Annotated in this window: 15 protein-coding genes; 3 read left to right on the top strand and 12 right to left on the bottom strand. The window is 72.6% G+C overall.

What is annotated here, in order from left to right:
• The first annotated feature begins 140 nt into the window (after window positions 1–140).
• A complete protein-coding gene (locus tag ASD48_RS39145) occupies window positions 141–617 on the top strand; it encodes a MarR family transcriptional regulator (RefSeq protein ID WP_057606666.1) in 477 nt (158 codons plus the stop codon).
• On the opposite strand, the gene ASD48_RS39150 is transcribed toward ASD48_RS39145, so the two are convergent.
• Window positions 574–1689 (bottom strand): substrate-binding domain-containing protein, encoded by a 1116-nt coding sequence (locus ASD48_RS39150; RefSeq protein WP_057606667.1) that lies wholly within the window; start codon window positions 1687–1689, stop codon window positions 574–576. The genes ASD48_RS39145 and ASD48_RS39150 overlap by 44 nt on opposite strands.
• 895 nt (window positions 1690–2584) lie before the next feature.
• On the opposite strand from ASD48_RS39150, the gene ASD48_RS39155 reads away from it, so the two are divergent.
• Together ASD48_RS39155 and ASD48_RS39160 are read left to right on the top strand one after the other, a co-directional pair.
• On the top strand, window positions 2585–2827 hold the full coding sequence (locus tag ASD48_RS39155) for a hypothetical protein (protein WP_057606794.1): 243 nt from the start codon (window positions 2585–2587) through the stop codon (window positions 2825–2827).
• 198 nt (window positions 2828–3025) lie between these two features.
• A complete protein-coding gene (locus ASD48_RS39160) occupies window positions 3026–4105 on the top strand; it encodes an acyl-CoA desaturase (RefSeq protein WP_057606668.1) in 1080 nt (359 codons plus the stop codon).
• Between the two features lie 93 nt (window positions 4106–4198).
• On the opposite strand, the gene ASD48_RS39165 is transcribed toward ASD48_RS39160, so the two are convergent.
• The 11 genes from ASD48_RS39165 to ASD48_RS39215 form a co-directional block, all read right to left on the bottom strand.
• Window positions 4199–4999, bottom strand: a complete 801-nt coding sequence (locus ASD48_RS39165) for an ABC transporter ATP-binding protein (protein WP_057606669.1) — start codon at window positions 4997–4999, stop codon at window positions 4199–4201.
• Window positions 4996–5970 carry an iron ABC transporter permease gene (locus ASD48_RS39170; RefSeq protein WP_057606795.1) on the bottom strand — a complete coding sequence of 325 codons (975 nt, stop codon included), beginning with the start codon at window positions 5968–5970 and terminating at the stop codon, window positions 4996–4998. Before ASD48_RS39170 ends, ASD48_RS39165 begins: the two co-directional genes overlap by 4 nt.
• Before the next feature lie 56 nt (window positions 5971–6026).
• Window positions 6027–7070, bottom strand: coding sequence for an ABC transporter substrate-binding protein (locus ASD48_RS39175; protein WP_057606670.1), 1044 nt, complete (start codon window positions 7068–7070; stop codon window positions 6027–6029).
• A gap of 90 nt (window positions 7071–7160) precedes the next feature.
• Window positions 7161–11453, bottom strand: coding sequence for a non-ribosomal peptide synthetase (locus tag ASD48_RS39180; RefSeq protein ID WP_057606671.1), 4293 nt, complete (start codon window positions 11451–11453; stop codon window positions 7161–7163).
• Window positions 11450–11695, bottom strand: coding sequence for a phosphopantetheine-binding protein (locus ASD48_RS39185; protein WP_057606672.1), 246 nt, complete (start codon window positions 11693–11695; stop codon window positions 11450–11452). Before ASD48_RS39185 ends, ASD48_RS39180 begins: the two co-directional genes overlap by 4 nt.
• Window positions 11696–11728: 33 nt before the next feature.
• Complete coding sequence (locus ASD48_RS39190; protein WP_057606673.1) at window positions 11729–13291, bottom strand: fatty acid--CoA ligase; 1563 nt, start codon at window positions 13289–13291, stop codon at window positions 11729–11731.
• Between the two features lie 21 nt (window positions 13292–13312).
• Entirely contained in the window at window positions 13313–13810 is a 498-nt protein-coding gene (locus tag ASD48_RS39195; protein WP_057606674.1) for an FcoT family thioesterase, read from the bottom strand.
• Window positions 13807–14697, bottom strand: coding sequence for a TauD/TfdA family dioxygenase (locus ASD48_RS39200; RefSeq protein ID WP_079074244.1), 891 nt, complete (start codon window positions 14695–14697; stop codon window positions 13807–13809). Before ASD48_RS39200 ends, ASD48_RS39195 begins: the two co-directional genes overlap by 4 nt.
• Window positions 14698–14719: 22 nt before the next feature.
• A complete protein-coding gene (locus ASD48_RS39205; protein ID WP_057606675.1) occupies window positions 14720–14959 on the bottom strand; it encodes an acyl carrier protein in 240 nt (79 codons plus the stop codon).
• Window positions 14956–15999 carry a beta-ketoacyl-ACP synthase 3 gene (locus tag ASD48_RS39210; protein WP_057606676.1) on the bottom strand — a complete coding sequence of 348 codons (1044 nt, stop codon included), beginning with the start codon at window positions 15997–15999 and terminating at the stop codon, window positions 14956–14958. The genes ASD48_RS39205 and ASD48_RS39210 overlap by 4 nt, the downstream gene beginning before the upstream one ends.
• Window positions 16000–16174: 175 nt before the next feature.
• Entirely contained in the window at window positions 16175–17671 is a 1497-nt protein-coding gene (locus ASD48_RS39215) for an MFS transporter (protein ID WP_057606797.1), read from the bottom strand.
• Window positions 17672–17813 lie beyond the last annotated feature (142 nt).

The following is a 17813-nucleotide window of genomic DNA, read 5'->3' on the forward strand; positions in this document are numbered from 1 at the left end:
CCGCGTTTCCGCGCAATTGATGAACAGTTTCTGCTGGAAGCAATAAAGCGCGCATTGATACTTCCCGGGGAAAGGACCATTTGCGGTAGGCTCCCGCCCAACCCCGCACGGGGAACCCCGGCTTCGAGCGGAGGAGTGCGATGGCGAGGCGGCCCCAGGAACTGCTCCGTCTGCTGACGCGGGCCGAGCGTCTCGCCGCACGCCGACTCCAGTGCGTGCTGGAGGAGTTCGACTGCTCGGTGGAGGCGTGGTGGGTGCTGGACCTGCTCTCCGACGGGCAGGGGCACCCTATGACGGCCCTCGCCGACCACGCCTTCATGCCCGCCCCGAGCGCCACCAAGCTGATCGACCAACTCGTCGACCAGAACCTGGTGTTCCGCAGGGTCGACCCCGCCGACCGGCGTCGTGTCCTGGCCTGCCTCACTCCGAGGGGCGTGGAGCGCCGGCAGCAGCTGGTCCGCGCGGTGCGGGCCGACCGGGCGGCCTGGGAACCGCTGCTGGGGGAAGAGCGGGGCGAACGGCTCGAAGTCCTGCTGGACCGCCTGGCGGAGGTGCTCGAGGAGGACGGCGGGGTTACGACAGCTCGTGCGGAGCGCGCAGTTGAGCGAGGACGTTGAAGTCGAGACCGTCCGCCTGCGCCAGATAGATGCGCTGGCGCACATGCCGGCCCTCCAGGCCGATCAGACCCCGCGGACCCTCGTACGAAACGGTGTCGGCGGCGGCCCCGATGGCGGCGACGTCCAGGGTGCGGGCCCGTTCGATGAGCGCGGCGAGCAGCAGCACTCCCTCGTAGCAGGACTCGCCGAGACTGCCCGGGGTCGGGGCCGCCGCCCCGAAGCGGTCGGCGTACCGGCCGTGGAAGTCCATGGTGTTCCGGTCGGCGAGCGAGGCGAAGAATCCGGCCGTGCTGAAGAGGTCGACGGTGGCCTCGGGGCCGCTGCCCAGCAGCATGTTCTCGTCCATCAGCGTGCTCAACCGCAGACAGCGCTGGTCGAGCCCGGCGGCGGCGAAGGCCCGGTTGAAGCGGACCGCGTCACTGCCGACCAGCAGCATCAGTACGGCGTCGGCGTCGGCCCGCTCGATCCGGCCCAGCACGTCGTCGAAGTCGTCGGCCCCCAGCGGGAGATACGCCTCGCCGCACACCCGGCCGCGGGAGTCGCGCGCGTAGCGGCGGGCGGCCCGGGCGGTGTGCCGGGGCCAGACGTAGTTGTTGCCGACGACGAACCAACGGCGTACACCCCGGGCCTCGTTGAGCAGCCGCATGGCGGGCAGCAGTTGCCGGGCGGGGGTCTCGCTGGTCAGGTAGACGCCGTCGGTGCGCTCGCCGCCCTCGTACAGCGCGGTGTAGACGTACGGCACCCGGTGCGCGATCCGCGGGGCCATCGCCTGCCGCACCGAGGAGATGTGCCAGCCCGTGACCCCCTGCACCGCCCCGGTGGCCACCAGGGCCTCCACGTCCTCCGCGACCCGGCGCGGCTCGGCGCCCCCGTCGACCTCGATGAGCCGCAGCTCCCTGCCGAGCACTCCGCCCGCCTTGTTGATCTCCTCCGCGGCCAGCCGGGCGCAGGTCTCGCAGGTGGGCCCGAACATTCCGGCGGGCCCCTGCATCGGGTACACGAGCGCGACGTTCAGGGTCGAGTCGTCGACCGTGAACCACTCGTGGGTACGGAGGCGGACGGGCCGGTGCATGGCCCCATGATTGCCGCACCGCTCCCGCAGCCCAAGCGGCGGCCCGGATCGAGACCCTTTCTTGAGGTGCTCTTCCGATTCTTGAGGTGCTCTTCCGACGGCGGGGATCGCCGGGCGGGGTCCCCCGCCTGCGTGCAACGTGCTCGGCAGCGTCGGCAGCCGTGAGACCGGTGCCGGCGGAAAGCCGTCCGGCCGAGGCAGCGCAGTCCTCCCGTACGTTCGCGCCCTCGGCGTAGTCCTCGGCCGAGGCGTGGGGACCGCACGCAAGAGGACGACGATCGTCGGGCCGAGGGCTCTCACCGTGCCCGTGACAAGCGCGGTCCCCACGCGGCACACAGCCGGGGAGAGGTGTGGGGAGAGGACTCGGTCGCAGGTCCCCCTCCCAGGGACCGGAGTAGGCTCCAAGCGCCGGGAACACTTCGCACACCGGATCAGATGCCGGTGCCGTTCGCGGTGAGCAAACATGACCGGAACGTCGAAGACGAGCCCGGGGACAGGTTCGCGCCATGACCGCGACCGGCAGACGTACCACCCTCACCGAGCACGACCTCTCCCGTGCTGTCGCGTGCGCTCCGCCCGAGGGGGTGAGGACGTGGAAATCGTCGTCACCGCGGCACTGATCATCGCCGTGATCGCCCTGAGGGTCGCCATGAGACCCGCGCTGGCCCTTCACCCCGACGGGCAGCCGCACATGGGGACCACGCCTTCCCGCTACGGCCGCGCGCTGCCGGGATTCGGCCGCCTGCGGGCGAGGAACCGACGAGCGGCGAAGCCTTCCCCGGCACCCGCTGACGCGTCACCCGCTCTCCACGAGGCCGCCCCGGCCGGCACCGCGGACGACCTGCCCCCTTCCCCGGCGGGAACGGTGGGCGGGCCGGGAGGACGGCACCGCCCCGTGGAGGCGCCGGAACCGCCCGCTGCCGGGAAGGTCGACGTGCGTCTCGTCGCCTCGTCCCCCGAGGCCGCCCGCATGATCGCGGAGATCCTCCGTAGCTGCTTCGCCTCCTCCGAGCAGCGCAGCTATCCCGTCGGCAGGGTGGCCGGCGGAACCCGTCTCCACCTCACGGTGGACACCACCCGCGCGGCGGAACCCGCACGCTCCTGGCTGGTCACCAGTCGTCGGGACGACGGAGTGTGAAACCTCGCTGCCGGGGAACCCGCAAGCGGACAGAGGGCCTGCGCTGCCGTGGCAGACGACGCAGACCTCGTCCTTGCTCCGCGGTCGCGCCACACGCATCGCGCAACGACGGAAGCCCATCCCCACGTGTGGCCCGGTCTCAGCAACTCCCGAGGCGGCGCCGAGCCATCTGCCTCCTTCGGAGAGAGTCACATCGTCATGACCGCAAACACCCCGGTCCGCCCCCCGCCCTCGGAGACCTCCGGCAGTGACTTCGCCAGGCTGTCGAGAAAGATCGCCGATGCCGGCCTGCTGGGGCGCCGTCCCGGCTACTACGCACTGCGGATCACCGTGGTCGCGGGACTCTACGTCGGCGGCTGGGCCGCCGTCGCACTCATCGGCGCCAGCTGGTGGACGCTGGCGGTCGCCGCCTTCCTGGCCGTCGTCTTCGGCCAGGTCGCCCTGCTCGCGCACGACGCGGCCCACCGCCAGGTGTTCAGCCGGCGCCGGGCCAGCGAGGCGTCCGGACGGATCGCCGGCGCCGGCGTCGGGATGGGCTACGGGTGGTGGCAGGACAAGCACACCCGTCACCACGCCCATCCCAACCACGAGGGACTCGACCCCGACCTCGACCCCGATCTGCTGGTGTGGTCCGAGGACCAGGCCCGGGTCGCCAAGGGGCTCCCCCGGCTGATCGGCCGCTGGCAGGCGTTCCTGTTCTTCCCGCTCCTCACGCTGGAGGGGTTCAACCTGCACGTGTCGAGCGTGCGGGCGCTGGCCAACCGCTCCCTCAAGCACCGGGCACTCGACGGCACCCTGCTGTTCGCGCACTTCGCGGTCTATCTGACCGTCCTGCTCTGGCTGTTGCCCCCCGGCATGGCGATCGCCTTCCTCGCCGTCCACCAGTGCCTGTTCGGCGTCTACCTCGGCTCCCTCTTCGCGCCCAACCACAAGGGCATGCCGATCCTTACGGGCGAGGACCGCCCGGACTTCCTGCGCCGCCAGGTGCTCACCTCGCGCAACGTGCGCGGCGGCCGCCTCACCGACATCGCCCTCGGCGGGCTGAACCATCAGATCGAGCATCACCTGTTCCCCAGCATGCCCAGCCCCAACCTGCGCAAGGCCCGGACCATCGTCCGCCGCCACTGCGAGGAACTGGGCCTGGACTACCTGGAGACCGGGCTCATCGCGTCCTACCGGCAGGCCCTCGCCAGTCTCCACCGGGCCGGGGCGCCGCTCCGGCAGGCCCGCGTCCCCGCCCGGGCAGGTGCGGCGGCCGTCGGCGGCAGTGACGCCTAGCGGGCACCGGAGCGGGACGACCCGCCTCGCCACCGGTGACCGCTCACCCGGACCGGCTTCCCGAACCGGCCCGACAGGGAGTGATCGTGTACGTCACGGCTCGGCGGGCTCGGCCTCCCGGTCCAGGTCGAGGGGCTCGGCCGCGTAGGTGATGCGCACGACGCCGTCGGCATGCCGTTCCGTGGCGCCCCGTACGCCGAACACCTCACGCAGAAGGTCCGGGGTGAGGACGTCCAGTACGGGACCCGCCGCCACCACCGCGCCCCCGTGGAGCACCACGAGGTGGTCGCAGAGGCGGGCTGCCAGGTCGAGGTCGTGCAGGACGGCGAGGGTGGTGATGCCGGTGCTGCGGATGAGGTGGAGCAGTTCGAACCGGGCGCGGATGTCGAGGTGGTTGGTGAGTTCGTCCAGGACCAGCAGGCGCGGTCGCTGGGCGAGGGCGCGGGCCAGCAGGACGCGTTGGCGTTCGCCGCCGGACAGGGTGGCGTAGTCGCGGTGCGCGAAGGGGGCGACTCCGCAGCGGGCGACCGCTTCGGCCACCGCCTCGCGGTCCTCGGCGCCGTCGCGGCCGAGGAGGCCGTGATGGGGGGTGCGGCCGAGCGCGACGATCTCCGTCACGGTCAGGCCGGTGGTGGTGCCGGCGTCCTGGAGGACCGCCGCCGTGCGACGGGCCGCGGCGCGCGCCGACAGTTCCCACACGTCGTCACCCCCCACCCGCACGACCCCGTCGGCCGGGCGCAGCGAGCGGTAGACCGTGCGCAGCAGGGTGGACTTGCCGCTGCCGTTGGGTCCCACCAGTCCGACGATGTCGCCCCCCGCCGCCTCCAGGTTCACCTCGCGGAGGATCGCCTTGTTCTCCAGAGTGATGTGGAGCTGGTCCACGGTCAGTTTCATACGGTGTCCAGGCCCTTGTTGCGGCGCAGCAGCCACAGGAAGAAGGGGGCGCCGAGCAGGGCGGTGAGGATGCCCAGCGGCAGTTCGTTGGGGCGGTTGACGGTACGGGAGAGCAGGTCCACGAGCACCAGGTAGACGGCGCCGAGCAGGGCGCTCAGCGGCAGCAGCCGACGGTGGTCGGCGCCGACGGTGAGGCGGACCAGGTGGGGGATCATCAGGCCGACGAAGCCGACCCCGCCCGCGACGGCGATGACCGTGCCGGTCAGGAGCGCGCTGATGACCAGCAGGACGGCACGCAGCCGGTTGACGTCCACGCCGAGCGCGGTGGCGGACTCGTCTCCGGCGAGCAGGGCGTTGAGCCGCCGCCCGAACAGGGTCAGCAGGGCCGTGCTGGTCAGGACCACCACCGTGACGGTGGGCAGTTGGCTCCACTGGGCGCCGGCGACGCTGCCGAGCATCCAGAACATGACCGTGCGCAGTTCGGTGGGTGTCGCGAGCAGCTGGACGAAGCTGGTCACGGACAGCAGGACGTAGCCGACCGCGACCCCCGCCAGCACCAGCCGGGTGGGGGCGAGCCGTCCCTGCCGCTGCCCGAGGGCGAACACCAGGGCGCCCGCCGCCAGCGCGCCGACGAACGCCGCGCCCGACACACCGAGTCCGCCCAGCCCGCCGAGCGCCGCCCCGCCGAGGGTGATGACCAGCACGGCGCCGAGCGAGGCGCCGTAGGAGAAGCCGAGGACGACGGGGTCGGCGAGCGGGTTGGAGACCAGGGTCTGGAGCACCGCCCCGGCGACGGCCAGACCCGCGCCGACCAGGGCGGCCAGGGCGACGCGAGGGGCCCGGAAGGTCCACACGATCTGGTCCAGGGCCGGATCGCCGGTGGTTCCCTGCCCGGTGAGGTGGTGCAGGAGAATCCCCCACACGTCGCCGACCGGAATGGTGACCGCGCCGATGCTCACCGCCGCCACCATGACGGCGACGAGCACCACCAGCAGGCCGCCGGCGGCGAGGGGAAGCCTCGGCCCGTTCAGACCTTGTCGGGGTGCAGCATCCCGGCGATCTTCGCGACCGCCAGGTCGTTGCTCGGGCCGAGGTACATCGAATCCGACAGCGCCACGTACGTCTTGTTCTTCGCGGCCGGCCACTGGGGGAACTCCTTCAGCAGTTTCTCGGCGTAGGCCGCCGGGTCGGGGTCGTTGTAGCCGATGACGACGAGGGCGTCGACGTCGGTGGCGGCCACCTTCTCCTTGCTCAGGTCGGCGAAGGAGGTCTCGGAGGCGGACTCGAAGGCGTTGGAGCCGCCGGCCTTGTCCAGGATGTCGTTGTAGATGCCCTTGGCGACGACCGAGCTGAAGTCGTTGCCGCCCATCGCCATGTTGGAGAACAGCACCATCACCTTGGGCTGCCGCTCGCCCTCGACCTTCGCGGCGATGTCGGCGATGCGCTTCTCCGAAGCGGCGACGATCTTCTCGGCCCGGTCGCCGACGCCGAAGACCTTGCCCAGGTCACGCAGCAGCGTGTAGCTGTCGGCGATCGTCATCTTCGTGGTGTCCTGGTCGCAACCCTGCGGCGAGACATAGGTGCGGGCGCCGATCTGCGTCAACTGCTCCCGGGTGGCGAAGCCGTTCTTCTCGTCGAAGCCGTACGAGGTCGTGGACAGCACCAGGTCCGGACGCAGTGCGATCATCGCCTCGCGCGGGATGTCGTAGGCGTCGTTGAGCTTGACGTCACCGGTGGGCAGCGCCTTGATGGCCGCGGCTCGTCCCGCGACCTCGGACATGCCGTAGCTCTGCTGGTTGGCCACGATCCTGTCCTGGAGGCCGAGGGCGAGCAGCGTGGAGACCTCGGCGACCGAGGCGCCGTTCATGACGACGACCCTGCTCGGCGCCTCGCCGAACTTCTGGGCGACCCCGCAGTTCTCGAGCGTCACGGGGTAGCCGGATCCGGCGGCGGCCGCAGACGCCTTGTCGCCGCTGCCGGCCGTGCCGGTCGAGGAGTCGGCGCCGCACGCCGTGGTGACCAGACAGAGGGCGCCGGCCAGGGCGACGGCGACCGGCCGTTTCTTCGACATGCGGGCTCCTTGCAGCGGGGGGCTCGTGACACGACGGGTTCTGTTGCAGTAGTCGGGGGGCGGTGGCCTTGAGTTCCCGGCAATCCCCCCTTACTTCGCGGGAGTTGCCGGACGGCTCCGCCGTCCGGCGGGAGCGGGCAGCTTGCCCGTGGTGACGCAGTGGTCGAGGTAGCGGTGGACGAGTTCCCTGCCGACGGGCGGGCAGGTGACGCCGCCGGCGCGCAGTGCGTTCACGACGTTGTCGGCGCGGACCCGTCCCAGGCGCAGGTCCGCGCCCGTGGCATCGCCCGCGTCCGCGTCCCGGGCGTCGAAGAAGGCGAGCGTGGTCGCCGCGGCTCCGGAGGAACGCGGCAACTCGGCACGCCACCGGTCCAGGGGCAGGCGCCGCAGCGGGTAGCCGTACTCCTCCATCCAGTCGTAGACGTCGCTGAGCCGCACCGGGGGCGTGACGGCGTGGTGGAACACGGTCGCCGGGCCCGGAGGTCCGAGACAGACCCGCACCAGCGCCTCGGCGAGATGGTCGGCCGGTGTCCAGATCTCCTCCTCGAAGAGGTCGGGGACGATGCCGGCGGGGATCCCGGCGCGCAGCACGCTCCAGAGGAAGTCGCGTTCGTTCACGTGACCGGTGGCGGCCGGGCCGACGATCCGGCCGAGCCGGTGCACGGTGACCGGCAGGCCCCGCTCCGCGGCCTGGCGCAGCAGCTGTTCGGCCGCCCATTTCGACTGCTGGTAGCCGTGGCGCAGCCCGGGGTGGGGTGGGAGGAACGCCTCGGGCACCTCGGCGGCGAGGGCGAGTGGCGGGGCGACGGAGAGTGTCGACACGAAGTGCAGGGGGATCGAACGTGGGGCCGCGAGGCGCGACAGTTCCCTGGTCGATTCGGTGTTGGCGGCGCGGAGGCCGGCGTACTCGCGCAGGATGCTGACGTTCGCCGCGTTGTGGAGGATCGCGTCGCAGGTGCGGGCGAGTGCGGTGAACTCCTTCTCGTCCAGGCCGAGTCGGGGGCGGGCGAGGTCCGCGGGGATCGCCGTGACCCGGTCGCGTGCCGCGTCCGTCAACTGGATCCGGTGGGTGTCCAGGGCCCGTCGGACGCGCTCGGTGGCCGCTGCGGGGCTCGGGGCGCGGACCGTGCAGACGATCTCGGCTCCGGTGCTCGTGAGGAGTTCCGCCAGCAGGTGCACGCCGACGAACCCGGTGGCGCCGGTGAGCAGGATCCGATCCGGTGTGCCGCCCGCCCGGGGGCCGTCGCCGGGACGGATGCCGGGATCGAGGACCGCGTCGGCGAGCAGGCTCTCCGGCAGGCCGACCGTGGCCGGCCGCCCGCGCTGCTCCAGGAAGCGGGCCAGCTCGGCGGCGGTCGGATGCTGGAAGAGCCAGGCGACCTTCACCTCCCGGCCGAGTGCGACGCCGAGGCGGTTGGCGGCCTGGATGGCCTGGAGGGACTGGGCGCCCCGTTCGAACACGTCGTCCCGCGCGGACAGGCCCGCCGACCCGAGCACCTGTCGCCAGACGGCGGTGACGGCGTGTTCCAGCGTGCCGGACACCGCGGTCCGGGTGACGGGGAGTTGTGTCGCGAGAGCGTGGCGGTCGGTCTTCCCCGAGCCCGTCCGGGGCAGCTCGTCCAGGAACTCGACCGCCGACGGGACCATCGCCGCGGGCAGCGCGCTGCGCAGGTGCTCCCTGATCGCGGCCGCCGCCGGGGCGGGCCCCTCCGGCACGACGTACGCCACGAGGCGCCGTGTCCCGCCCGGCAGCACCTGTCCCACGACGGCGGCGGCGCGCACTCCCGGGTGGCCCAGCAGGGCGCTCTCCACCTCGGCGGGATGCACCCGGTGTCCGCTGATCTTGAACTCGCTGTCCGAGCGGCCCAGATGGCGCAGCTGCCCGTCGTCACCGACCCGGACCAGGTCGCCGGTGCGATAGGCGCGGGGCGCTCCGGGCAGGGCGTGCAGGGGCGCGAAGCGGGCGGCGTCCGGAGGCCGGTCGCCCCGGTAGCCGAGGGCCAGATTGCCACCCAGGAGGTGGAGTTCGCCGTCGACGACCGCAGCGCCTGTGCCGGGCAGCGGAAGCCCGATGGGTACGTCCCCGGGGGCGAGGCGGGGGTCGTGGAGGTCGGCGACGGTGGCGACCACGGTGGCCTCGGTCGGGCCGTAGGTGTTGAGCAGCCGTACGGACGGGCCGACGGCCGCGCGCCAGCGGTCGACCCTTTCGGGCAGGGCGGTCTCGCCGCCGATGACGACGGTCCGCACCTCGGTGGGGAGGGTGGCGGCCCCGGTCGAGACGGCGTGCGCCAGCTCGTGCCAGTAGGCGGTGGGCAGGTCGAGGAAGCTGATCCGCAGCCGGGCGCAGGCGTCCAGGAAGGCGGGGACCGAGTCGGTCATGTCGTCGGTGCGGATCACGAGGGTGGCGCCCGCGCACAGGGTGAGGAAGATTTCCTCGACGCTGGTGTCGAAGTGCAGGGGGGCGAACCCGAGCACCCGGTCGCCGGGGCGCGGCCCGTAGCGGTGCGAGGCGCCGGCGACGAAGCGGGCGAGGGCCCCGTGGCCGACCTCGACGCCCTTGGGGCGGCCGGTGGAACCGGAGGTGTGCAGCACATAGGCGAGGTCGTCGGGTCCCGGTGCGGCCGGTGCCGCCGGTGCCGCCGGTGCCGCCGGTGCCGCCGGTGGCGCCGGTGGGACCGTGCCGGGGTCCGGACGGCCGGCGGCCATCATGTCGGCGTACGTCGCGGCGGTCAGGACCAGCGCGGGCCGGGCCTCGTCCAGCAGCCCGGCCCCACGCGCCTGTGGTGCGGCCGGGTCGAACGGGCAGTAGGCGGCCCCGTGGAGCAGGACGCCGAGGACGGCGACGACGGCGTCGATCCCGCGCGGCAGGGTGATGGCCACGAGGTCCCCGGGGCCCACTCCCCGGACGGCCAGCCCGCGGGCGAGGTCGTGCGCGCAGCCGAGGAGTTCCGCGTACGTCACGCCGCGGCCGTCGTGCTCGACGGCCACCGCTCCGCCGCTCCGGGCCGCGTGTCCGGCGATCAGGCCGAGCACCGGGCGGGCCGGGCCGGGCAGCGGCCCCCCGTCCAGGACCACGGCGGTCTCACGGGCGCGCAGTTCGTCCAGCGTCCGGTCGGGTGCGGCGACGGCCGCCGCGAGCAGGGCGAGCAGCCCTTCCTGGAACGCGACGACGTCCGCCGCGTCGTAGAGGTCGGGGTGGGCGTCCACGGCGATGCGCAGGCCGCCGCCCTCGGAGCGGTCGTAGACGTTGACGGACAGGTCGTCGACGGGACCGGCGGAGACGTTGTGGACCGTGCTGCGGTATCCGGCGAACCGGAGATCGTAGGCGAAGGGCATGATGTTGACGCCCGGACCGGACAGTCGCCGCTGTCCGCCGAGGAGTCCGAGGTCGCGCCGCAGCTGTTCGTAGCGGTAGCGCTGGTGCGGCAGTGCGGCCCGCAGTTCGCGCGCGATGCGGACGGCGAGGCCGCGCGGACTGTCCGAGCCGGACACAGGCACCCGCAGGGGCAGGATGTTGCGGACCATGCAGGGGACGCGGAGGGAGACCGAGCCGAGGCGGCCCATCACCGGCAGGCCGAGAATGATCTCGGGGGCGCCGGTCGTGTGGTGCAGCCGGGCCACCGTGACGGCCAGCAGCAGCTCGGACCAGGTGACCTTCAGGTCGCGGGCGACGGCACGCAGGACCTCCGTCCGCGCCGCGTCCAGGTCGACGACCCGCCGGTGGAAGGTGTGCCCGGGCAGCGCCGCCCGGCCGGCCTGGGTCACCACGGGCGGCCGGTCCGCGAACCGGTCCGTCCAGTACGCGCGGTCCTCGGCGAAGCGGGGCGACTCGCGGTAGGCGCGCTCCTCCTCCCGCACCGAGGCCGGCGTGCCGAAGCCGCTGTCCCGCACCGGCTCCCCGGCGGCCAGGGCGGTGTACACCTCGGCGACCCGCCGGGCCACCAGCGCCAGGCCGAAGCCGTCGAGGGCGATGTGGTGGACGCGGTGGTACCAGAGGTGCTCCTCCCCCGCGATCCGCAACAGGGCGTGGCCGAAGACGGGGCCGCGGGTGAGGTCGACGGGTCGGGCCACGTCCTCGCCCATCCAGGCCAGGGCCGCGGCGTGCGGGTCGGGTTCGCCGGTGAGGGACGCCGTGTGCAGGCGCCAGTCGCCTGCCGGGGCGTCCGTTTCCCAGGGGCGGCCCTGGTCGTCGGCCCCGTAGCGGACGTGCAGGGCCTCCGTCTCCGCGACCACGAGGTGCAGGGCCTCGTCGAAGAGGGCCTCGTCCACCGGACCGTGGATGTGCACGTACTCGGCCGTGTTGTACGCGGGGCTGTCCGGGTCGAGCCGCTGTCCGGTCCACACGCCTTCCCGGGCGGGCGGCAGCGGACGGCGCGGGGTCACGTCGTTCCTCCCCGGCGGGCGCGGAGCAGCTCCCACCACTGGGCGAACGAGGTGCATTCGGCGAGGTCGACGAAGGTGACGTCCACGCCGGTCTCCCGCCACCGTTCGAGGAGGGTGACGATGCGCAGGGAGTCCAGGCCCGCGTGGAGGGGGTGCTCGTCGAGGTCGACTTCGTCGGGACGCTGGTACAGGTACTCCGCGAGGTCCGCGCGGAAGACGTCCAGGGTGAGGGGAGCAGGCATGTCGTTCTCTCTCGATCCGGCCCCGCTGAGGGGCTAGTTGACCTTGCGTGCGGAGTCGCGCCAGAAACGGTCGCGCAGTGTGCGGCGCAGGATCTTTCCGCTGGGATTGCGCGGTACGGCGTCGATGAACTCGTAGCGGGCGGGCAGCTTGAAGCTCGCGAGCCGTGGGACGAGGAAGGTGTGCAGGTCCCGGGGGCTGGGCGGCTGGGCGGGGGCCGGGACGACGAAGGCGTGCACGTACTCGCCCCACCGTTCGTCGGGGGCGCCGACGACGACGGCCTCGGCCACGCCGGGATGGGCTTCCAGCGCGTTCTCGATCTCGGCCGGGTAGACGTTCTCGCCCGCGACGAGGATCGCGTCCTTGATGCGGTCGCGGATGAAGAGGTAGCCGTCCTCGTCGACGAAGCCGGCGTCCCCGGTGTGGACCCAGCCGTCGACGAGGGTCTCGGCGGTCTTCCCGGGCAGTCCCCAGTACTCGACCATGCGGGCGGGCGTGGCCAGACAGACCTCCCCCACCGCGCCCGGCGGCAGCTCCCGGCCCTCCCCGTCGATCACCTTGCCGCGTACGCCCGGGTACGGCCGCCCCGCCGCCTGCATGAGCGGGCCGCCCGGGACATGGGCGGCCGGAGGCAGGCAGACGGCGGTGTTGCCGGTCTCGGTGAGCCCGTAGATCTGGGCGAACTCGCAGTCGAGGACGGCGAGGCTCTCCTCCAGCAGGGCCTCGGAGATCGGGGAACCGCCGTAGACCGTCTTGCGCAGGGTGGTGAAGTCCTCGGCGCGGACGCCGGGTTCGGTCAGCATCATGCGGAGCATCGCCGGGACGACGCAGGCGGTGGTGACGCCGAGGTCGCGGATGAGGTCGACGGCCCGGCGGGCGTCGAAGGCGCGCATGGCGACGACCGTGGTGCCGGCGTTGAGGTTCTGCGCGGCCCACCACAGGCCTCCGACGTGGAAGCCGGGGATGCCGATCAGCGCGATGTCCCCGGCGCGCCAGTCGATCCAGTCCAGCCCCTCGCTCGCCAGGGCGTCCCGGATCGCGAAGAAGCTGCGGTGGGCGAGGACCACGCCCTTGGGCAGGCCGGTCGTGCCGCTGGTGTAGAGCTGGGCCACCGGGGTGTCGGGAGTGGCGGTGTCCGGCGGCTCGGTGTCGGGGTGGGGCGCCTTCCAGGCGGCGAGGCGCTCGCCGAGCGCGACGACCGTCTCGGGCGGCGCGGTCGGCATGCTGTCGACGACGGTGGCGAACTCGTCCTCCAGGAAGAGGAGTCGGGTGCCGGAGTCCTGGAGGATGTGGCCGACCTCGGGCCCGGTGAGCCGCCAGTTGACGGGGACGAGCACCGCGCCGCTCTTGGCACAGCCGAAGAGGATCTCGTAGTAGTGCTCGGACTCCTTTCCGAGGTAGGCGACCCGGTCGCCCGGGGTGAGTCCGGCGGCCCGGAGTCCGTGGGCGATGCGGTTGCTCTCGCGGTGCAGTTGCCCGTACGTCAGCGTGCGCCCCTCGCACAGGATCGCGGGGGTGTCGGGCCGGTGCCGCGCGTGGAAGCCCGTGGTCCGGACGAGCGTCCGGAGCTCCGGGTGGTGGAGGCTTTCCGTGCTCATGGTTTCTTCTCTCGCCTCGGGTCAGGGGAGGTTGACGAACGCCAGGGTCGCCACTCCGTCGCACCGGCCCGAGCCGGCGTCCCGGTAGCGGTAGGCGGTCTCGGCGTGGAGGAACGGGTGACCGGCGGCCGGAACGCGCCGGGTGACGGAATTGAATTCCAGCTCCCCCGAGAACGCGCGGGAATCGATCGGGCGCCGGAAACTGGCGGCGAAGCGGGCGATGAGAATGTCCGGGAGCTGGCGCTCGAAGAAGTCGTCCAGCGTCCAGGACTCGAATCCCGTCCCCAGTCCCTCCTGCACGGACTTGGCCACGAGGTAATACATCATCTGGTTGTAGCAGATGTTCACCTCCACGGAATTCAGATGGCCGGTGTCGTCGATGTAGCACGACGCGGGGATCTCGAACTCGCAGCGGGCCGAGGCGCGCCCGTCGATCTCCGTCACGACGGCCGAGCGCAGGTATCTGCAGTGCTCCTTGTACGGCGTCAGCACGTGCGCCAGCAGGGCTTCGTCCGTCATGCCGCCTCGATCCCGTCGTGCAGCCGGCGCTCGTCGTGCACGGTGACGCGGTAGGAGACGGTGGGCTCCGGCGTGTCCGTGTGCCGGGCGCGGTGGACGAGGCTGCGGTTGTCCCAGATCAGCAGGTCGCCCCGCTCGAAGCCCTGGAGGTGGATGCCGTCGTGGGTGAACGTCTCGTCGAGCTGGCCGGTCGCCTCGAACAGCCGCTTGAGCAGTTCCTCGTCGAGCGGGTCGCCGTCCCGGTCCTGGATGCCGACGGTGAAGCCCTCGCTGATGTAGAGGACCGTCTCGCCGGTCATCGGGTGGGTGAACGTGGTCGGCTGGACGACGGCCGGGGTCTTGCGCTCGACCTCGTCGATGATCTCGGAGAGCGGGCGGTAGACGTCGTGCGGCCGGATCTTGAAGTACTTGCGCACCGAGTGGGTGCAGCGGGTGCCGGCGATCTCCTCCTTCAGCTCCTCGGGCAGCTTCTCGTAGGCCCGTCCCATGTCGATGAAGTACGTCCCGCGATTCGTCTCCGGCACGACCTGGGGGTGGATGAGGGTGACGCCGAAGGGGTCCGGCATGAACTGGTAGTCGGCGTGCCAGAACTTGCCGGTCTTCGGAACGCCGATCTGCCTGCCGTTCTCCGGCACGTTGGAGGAGACGAATATCTCCGGGACCTCCGGGTGCCGGTACATCGGCTCGTAGTAGGTCTCGGGGCGGCCCAGCCGCCTGCCGAGCGCGAGGAACTCCGCCGGGGAGAGGTGCTGTCCCTTCAGGACGGCGATCTTCCTCGTGTAGACGGTGTTCTTGAGTGCCTCGATGGCGGCGTCCGAGGCGGTGGTGTGGTCGAAGCCCTCGACCGTGGCGCCGATCGCGGTGCCGGGCTGTTCCTCGATCTGCATCGCGGTGGTTCCTTCCAGGGGATCAGACGGCCGGCTGCCGGGCGTCCACGAGTCCGGCGATGTCGCCGAGGGTGCGGTCGGGTCCGAGTTCGTCGTCGCCGACCGTCACGCCGAGGTCGCGTTCGATGCGGATGCTGATCTCGACCGTGGTCAGCGAGTCGACGTCCAGTTCGCCGAGGGTCGCCTCGGGGCGGATGCGGTCGGCGGGGGCGTCGTGGACTCTCGTGAGGAGGTCGACGAGCTGCTCGTAGGTGGTGCTCATGGCGTCGTCCGTTCTTGTCGATGGAGCACGGGCCAGGTCAGGAGGCAGGAACCCCAGGTGAGACCGCCGCCGAAAGCGGTCAGCAGAAGCCGGTCGCCGGACCGGACGGTGCGACGGGCGGCCGCGTCGGCGAGGGCGAGCGGGATGGACGCGGCGCCGGTGTTGCCGACGGTCTCCACGTGGGTCGCACACCGCTCCCGGGGCAGACCGAGGTCGTCGGCGACGGCGTGCAGGATCCGCAGGTTGGCCTGGTGCGGTACGAAGTGGTCGACCTCGTCGATCCGCAGACCGGCCCGGGACAGCGCGGCCCGCGCGGACGCGGCCATCCGGGTCACCGCGTGGCGGTAGACCTCCTTGCCCCGCATCGCGAAGTGCCGGTCCTCGTGGCTGGGTTCGGCGGGCCGGGAGCGCTGCCGGGAGCCACCGGCGGCGACCATGATCAGCTCCTCGTGGGCGCCGTCGCTGCCGAGGTCGAAGTGGCCGACCGCGCCGGGCTCGTCGGGACGTCCGGAGCGCAGGACGACGGCTCCGGCGCCGTCGCCGAAGATGATCGCGTTGGCCCGGTCCAGCGGGTCCACGATGGTGGAGTAGGTGTCCGCCCCGATGAGCAGGACCCGTTCGGCCGCGCCCGCCGCGATCAGCCCGGCGGCGGCGGCCAGTCCGTAGACGAATCCGGTGCACGCGGCACCGACGTCGAAGGCCGCCACCCCCGTGAGGCCGAGCCGCGCGGCGACCGCGGGGGCGGTGGCCGGGCAGCTGCGGTCCGGGGTGGCCGTGGCGACGACGAGGGCGTCCACCGTGCCGGTACCGGAGGAGGCGAGGGCCCGGCGGCCGGCCTCGACGGCAAGGTCGGAGGTCGCCTGCCCGGGTCCGACGACGTGCCGTCGGCGGATCCCGGTCCGGGTGCGGATCCAGGTGTCGTCGGTGTCGAGCCGTCGCGCGAGGTGCTCGTTGGTCACCACGTGGGACGGCACCGATCCGGCCAGCCCGCACAGTACGGCGGCCGGGGGCGCGGAGGAACCGCCGGCTATCGGGGACATGGGTCTGCTCCTGGCATGACGAAGGACGGGCCGGGCGGCCCGGGGAGGAAGGGGGAAAAGGGGGAATCAGGGGTGGGACTGCCGGGTGGGCCGGCGGCCGGGGTCGGCAGGCGGGACGGGAACAGGGGGCGGGAACGGGCGGTCGGGCACCGTTGCTCCCCGGGGCCATGGGCGCCTAGGCACTCGTGCTCCCCGGAGCCCGGGGGTCGTCGGCGTTGCCGCCGGGCCGGCCGGTCCCGCCGGGATCGCCGCCCTCCGCGAGGACTGCGGCGGGACCGGCGCTGCTCCCGGCGCTCACGGTGCTTCCGGTGCCCACGGTGCTTCCGGTGCCCCGGCGGAGGGCGAGCAGCGCGAGCGCGCCGAGGGCGAGGGCGCCCGCCGTCGCGAAGACGGCGGTCCGGATGCCGTCCAGGAGCCCGGGGCCCGGGGCGTTCCACCCGACACCGCCGGCGATCGCGACCAGGAGGGCCAGGCCCACCGCGCCGCCCACCTGGAGGGTCGTCGACGCCAGTCCGGAGGCCACACCCTGGTCGTCGGCGGCCACTCCGGCGGACGCGGCGATCCACATCCCCGTCCACGCGGCACCCTGGCCGAGCCCCAGGAGCACGATCCCGGGCAGCAGTCGTGGATACGAGCCGTCCGAGGTGAGCCCCAGGCCGAGCACCGCCGCCCCGACCGCCCCCAGCGCCATGCCGCCGACCAGCGCCCGGTGCACACCGAAGGCGGTCACGGCCCGTTCCCCGGCCTGGGTCCCCGCCGCGATCACCAGGGCGGGCACCAGGAACGCGAGACCGGTCGCGACGGCGCTGTACCCGTGGACGGTCTGGAAGTACAGGGTGAGGAAGTACGGCACCGAGCTGAACGTGGCGCTGAACAGGGCGGTCACTCCCATGGCGACCGCCAGGCCGCGACGGGCGAACAACCGTGCCGGGACGAGCGGTTCACGCGAGCGCCGCTCCACGACGGCGAACAGCGTCAGCAGGCCGGCCGAGAGCGCCCCGCCGGTCAGGACGGCGGCCGGGCCCCAGCCCCGCGCCGGGACGCGCACCAGCAGGAACACCAGGAGCGTGACCCCGCCCGTCGCGGTCAGCGCCCCCGCGACGTCGAAGCGCCGCGAGCGGTCCCACGGCCCGTCCGCCGGGAAGAGACGCCACCCGGCGACCGCGAGCGCTCCCGCGATCGGCACGTTGACGAAGAACACCGACGGCCAGCCGAACACCTCCACCAGAACCCCGCCCAGCAACGACCCGAAGCAGAGCCCGCCGGCTCCCGCCGCGCCCCACACGGCGAGGGCCCGGTTCCGCCTCGGCCCTTCCGCGTACAGGGTGTTGATCAGGGACAGCGTCGCCGGGAAGAGCAGGGACCCGCCCAGGCCCTGGACCGCCCTGACGGCGACCAGGACACCGGCCGACTCCGACAGACCGCCCACGAGCGACGACCCCGCGTAGAGCAACGCCGCGAGGACGAACATCCGGCGTCGGCCCAGCAGGTCGGCGGCCCGGCCGCCCAGCAGCAGGAAGCCTCCGGTGGCCACGACGTAGGCGCTGACCACCCACTGCAGGTCACGGTCGGAGAAACCCAGGCCCGCGCCGATGTCCGGCAGGGCGACGTACACGATGTTGTAGTCGAGCGAGATGACGAGCTGCCCCGCCGCCAGAACGAACAGGGACATCATCCATCACCCCCTCAGAAGCGCAGTATGCGGAATTCCATGGACCCGAATTCCGGCCGGTCGATCAATTTCCGTCACCGTAGCAGTCGGAATCCGGAATGGGAACGGTCGTTTTCCCGCCCCCCGCATTTCCGCACCGAAA

Source organism: Streptomyces sp. Root1310 (assembly GCF_001426425.1).
Taxonomy (GTDB): Bacteria; Actinomycetota; Actinomycetes; order Streptomycetales; family Streptomycetaceae; genus Streptomyces.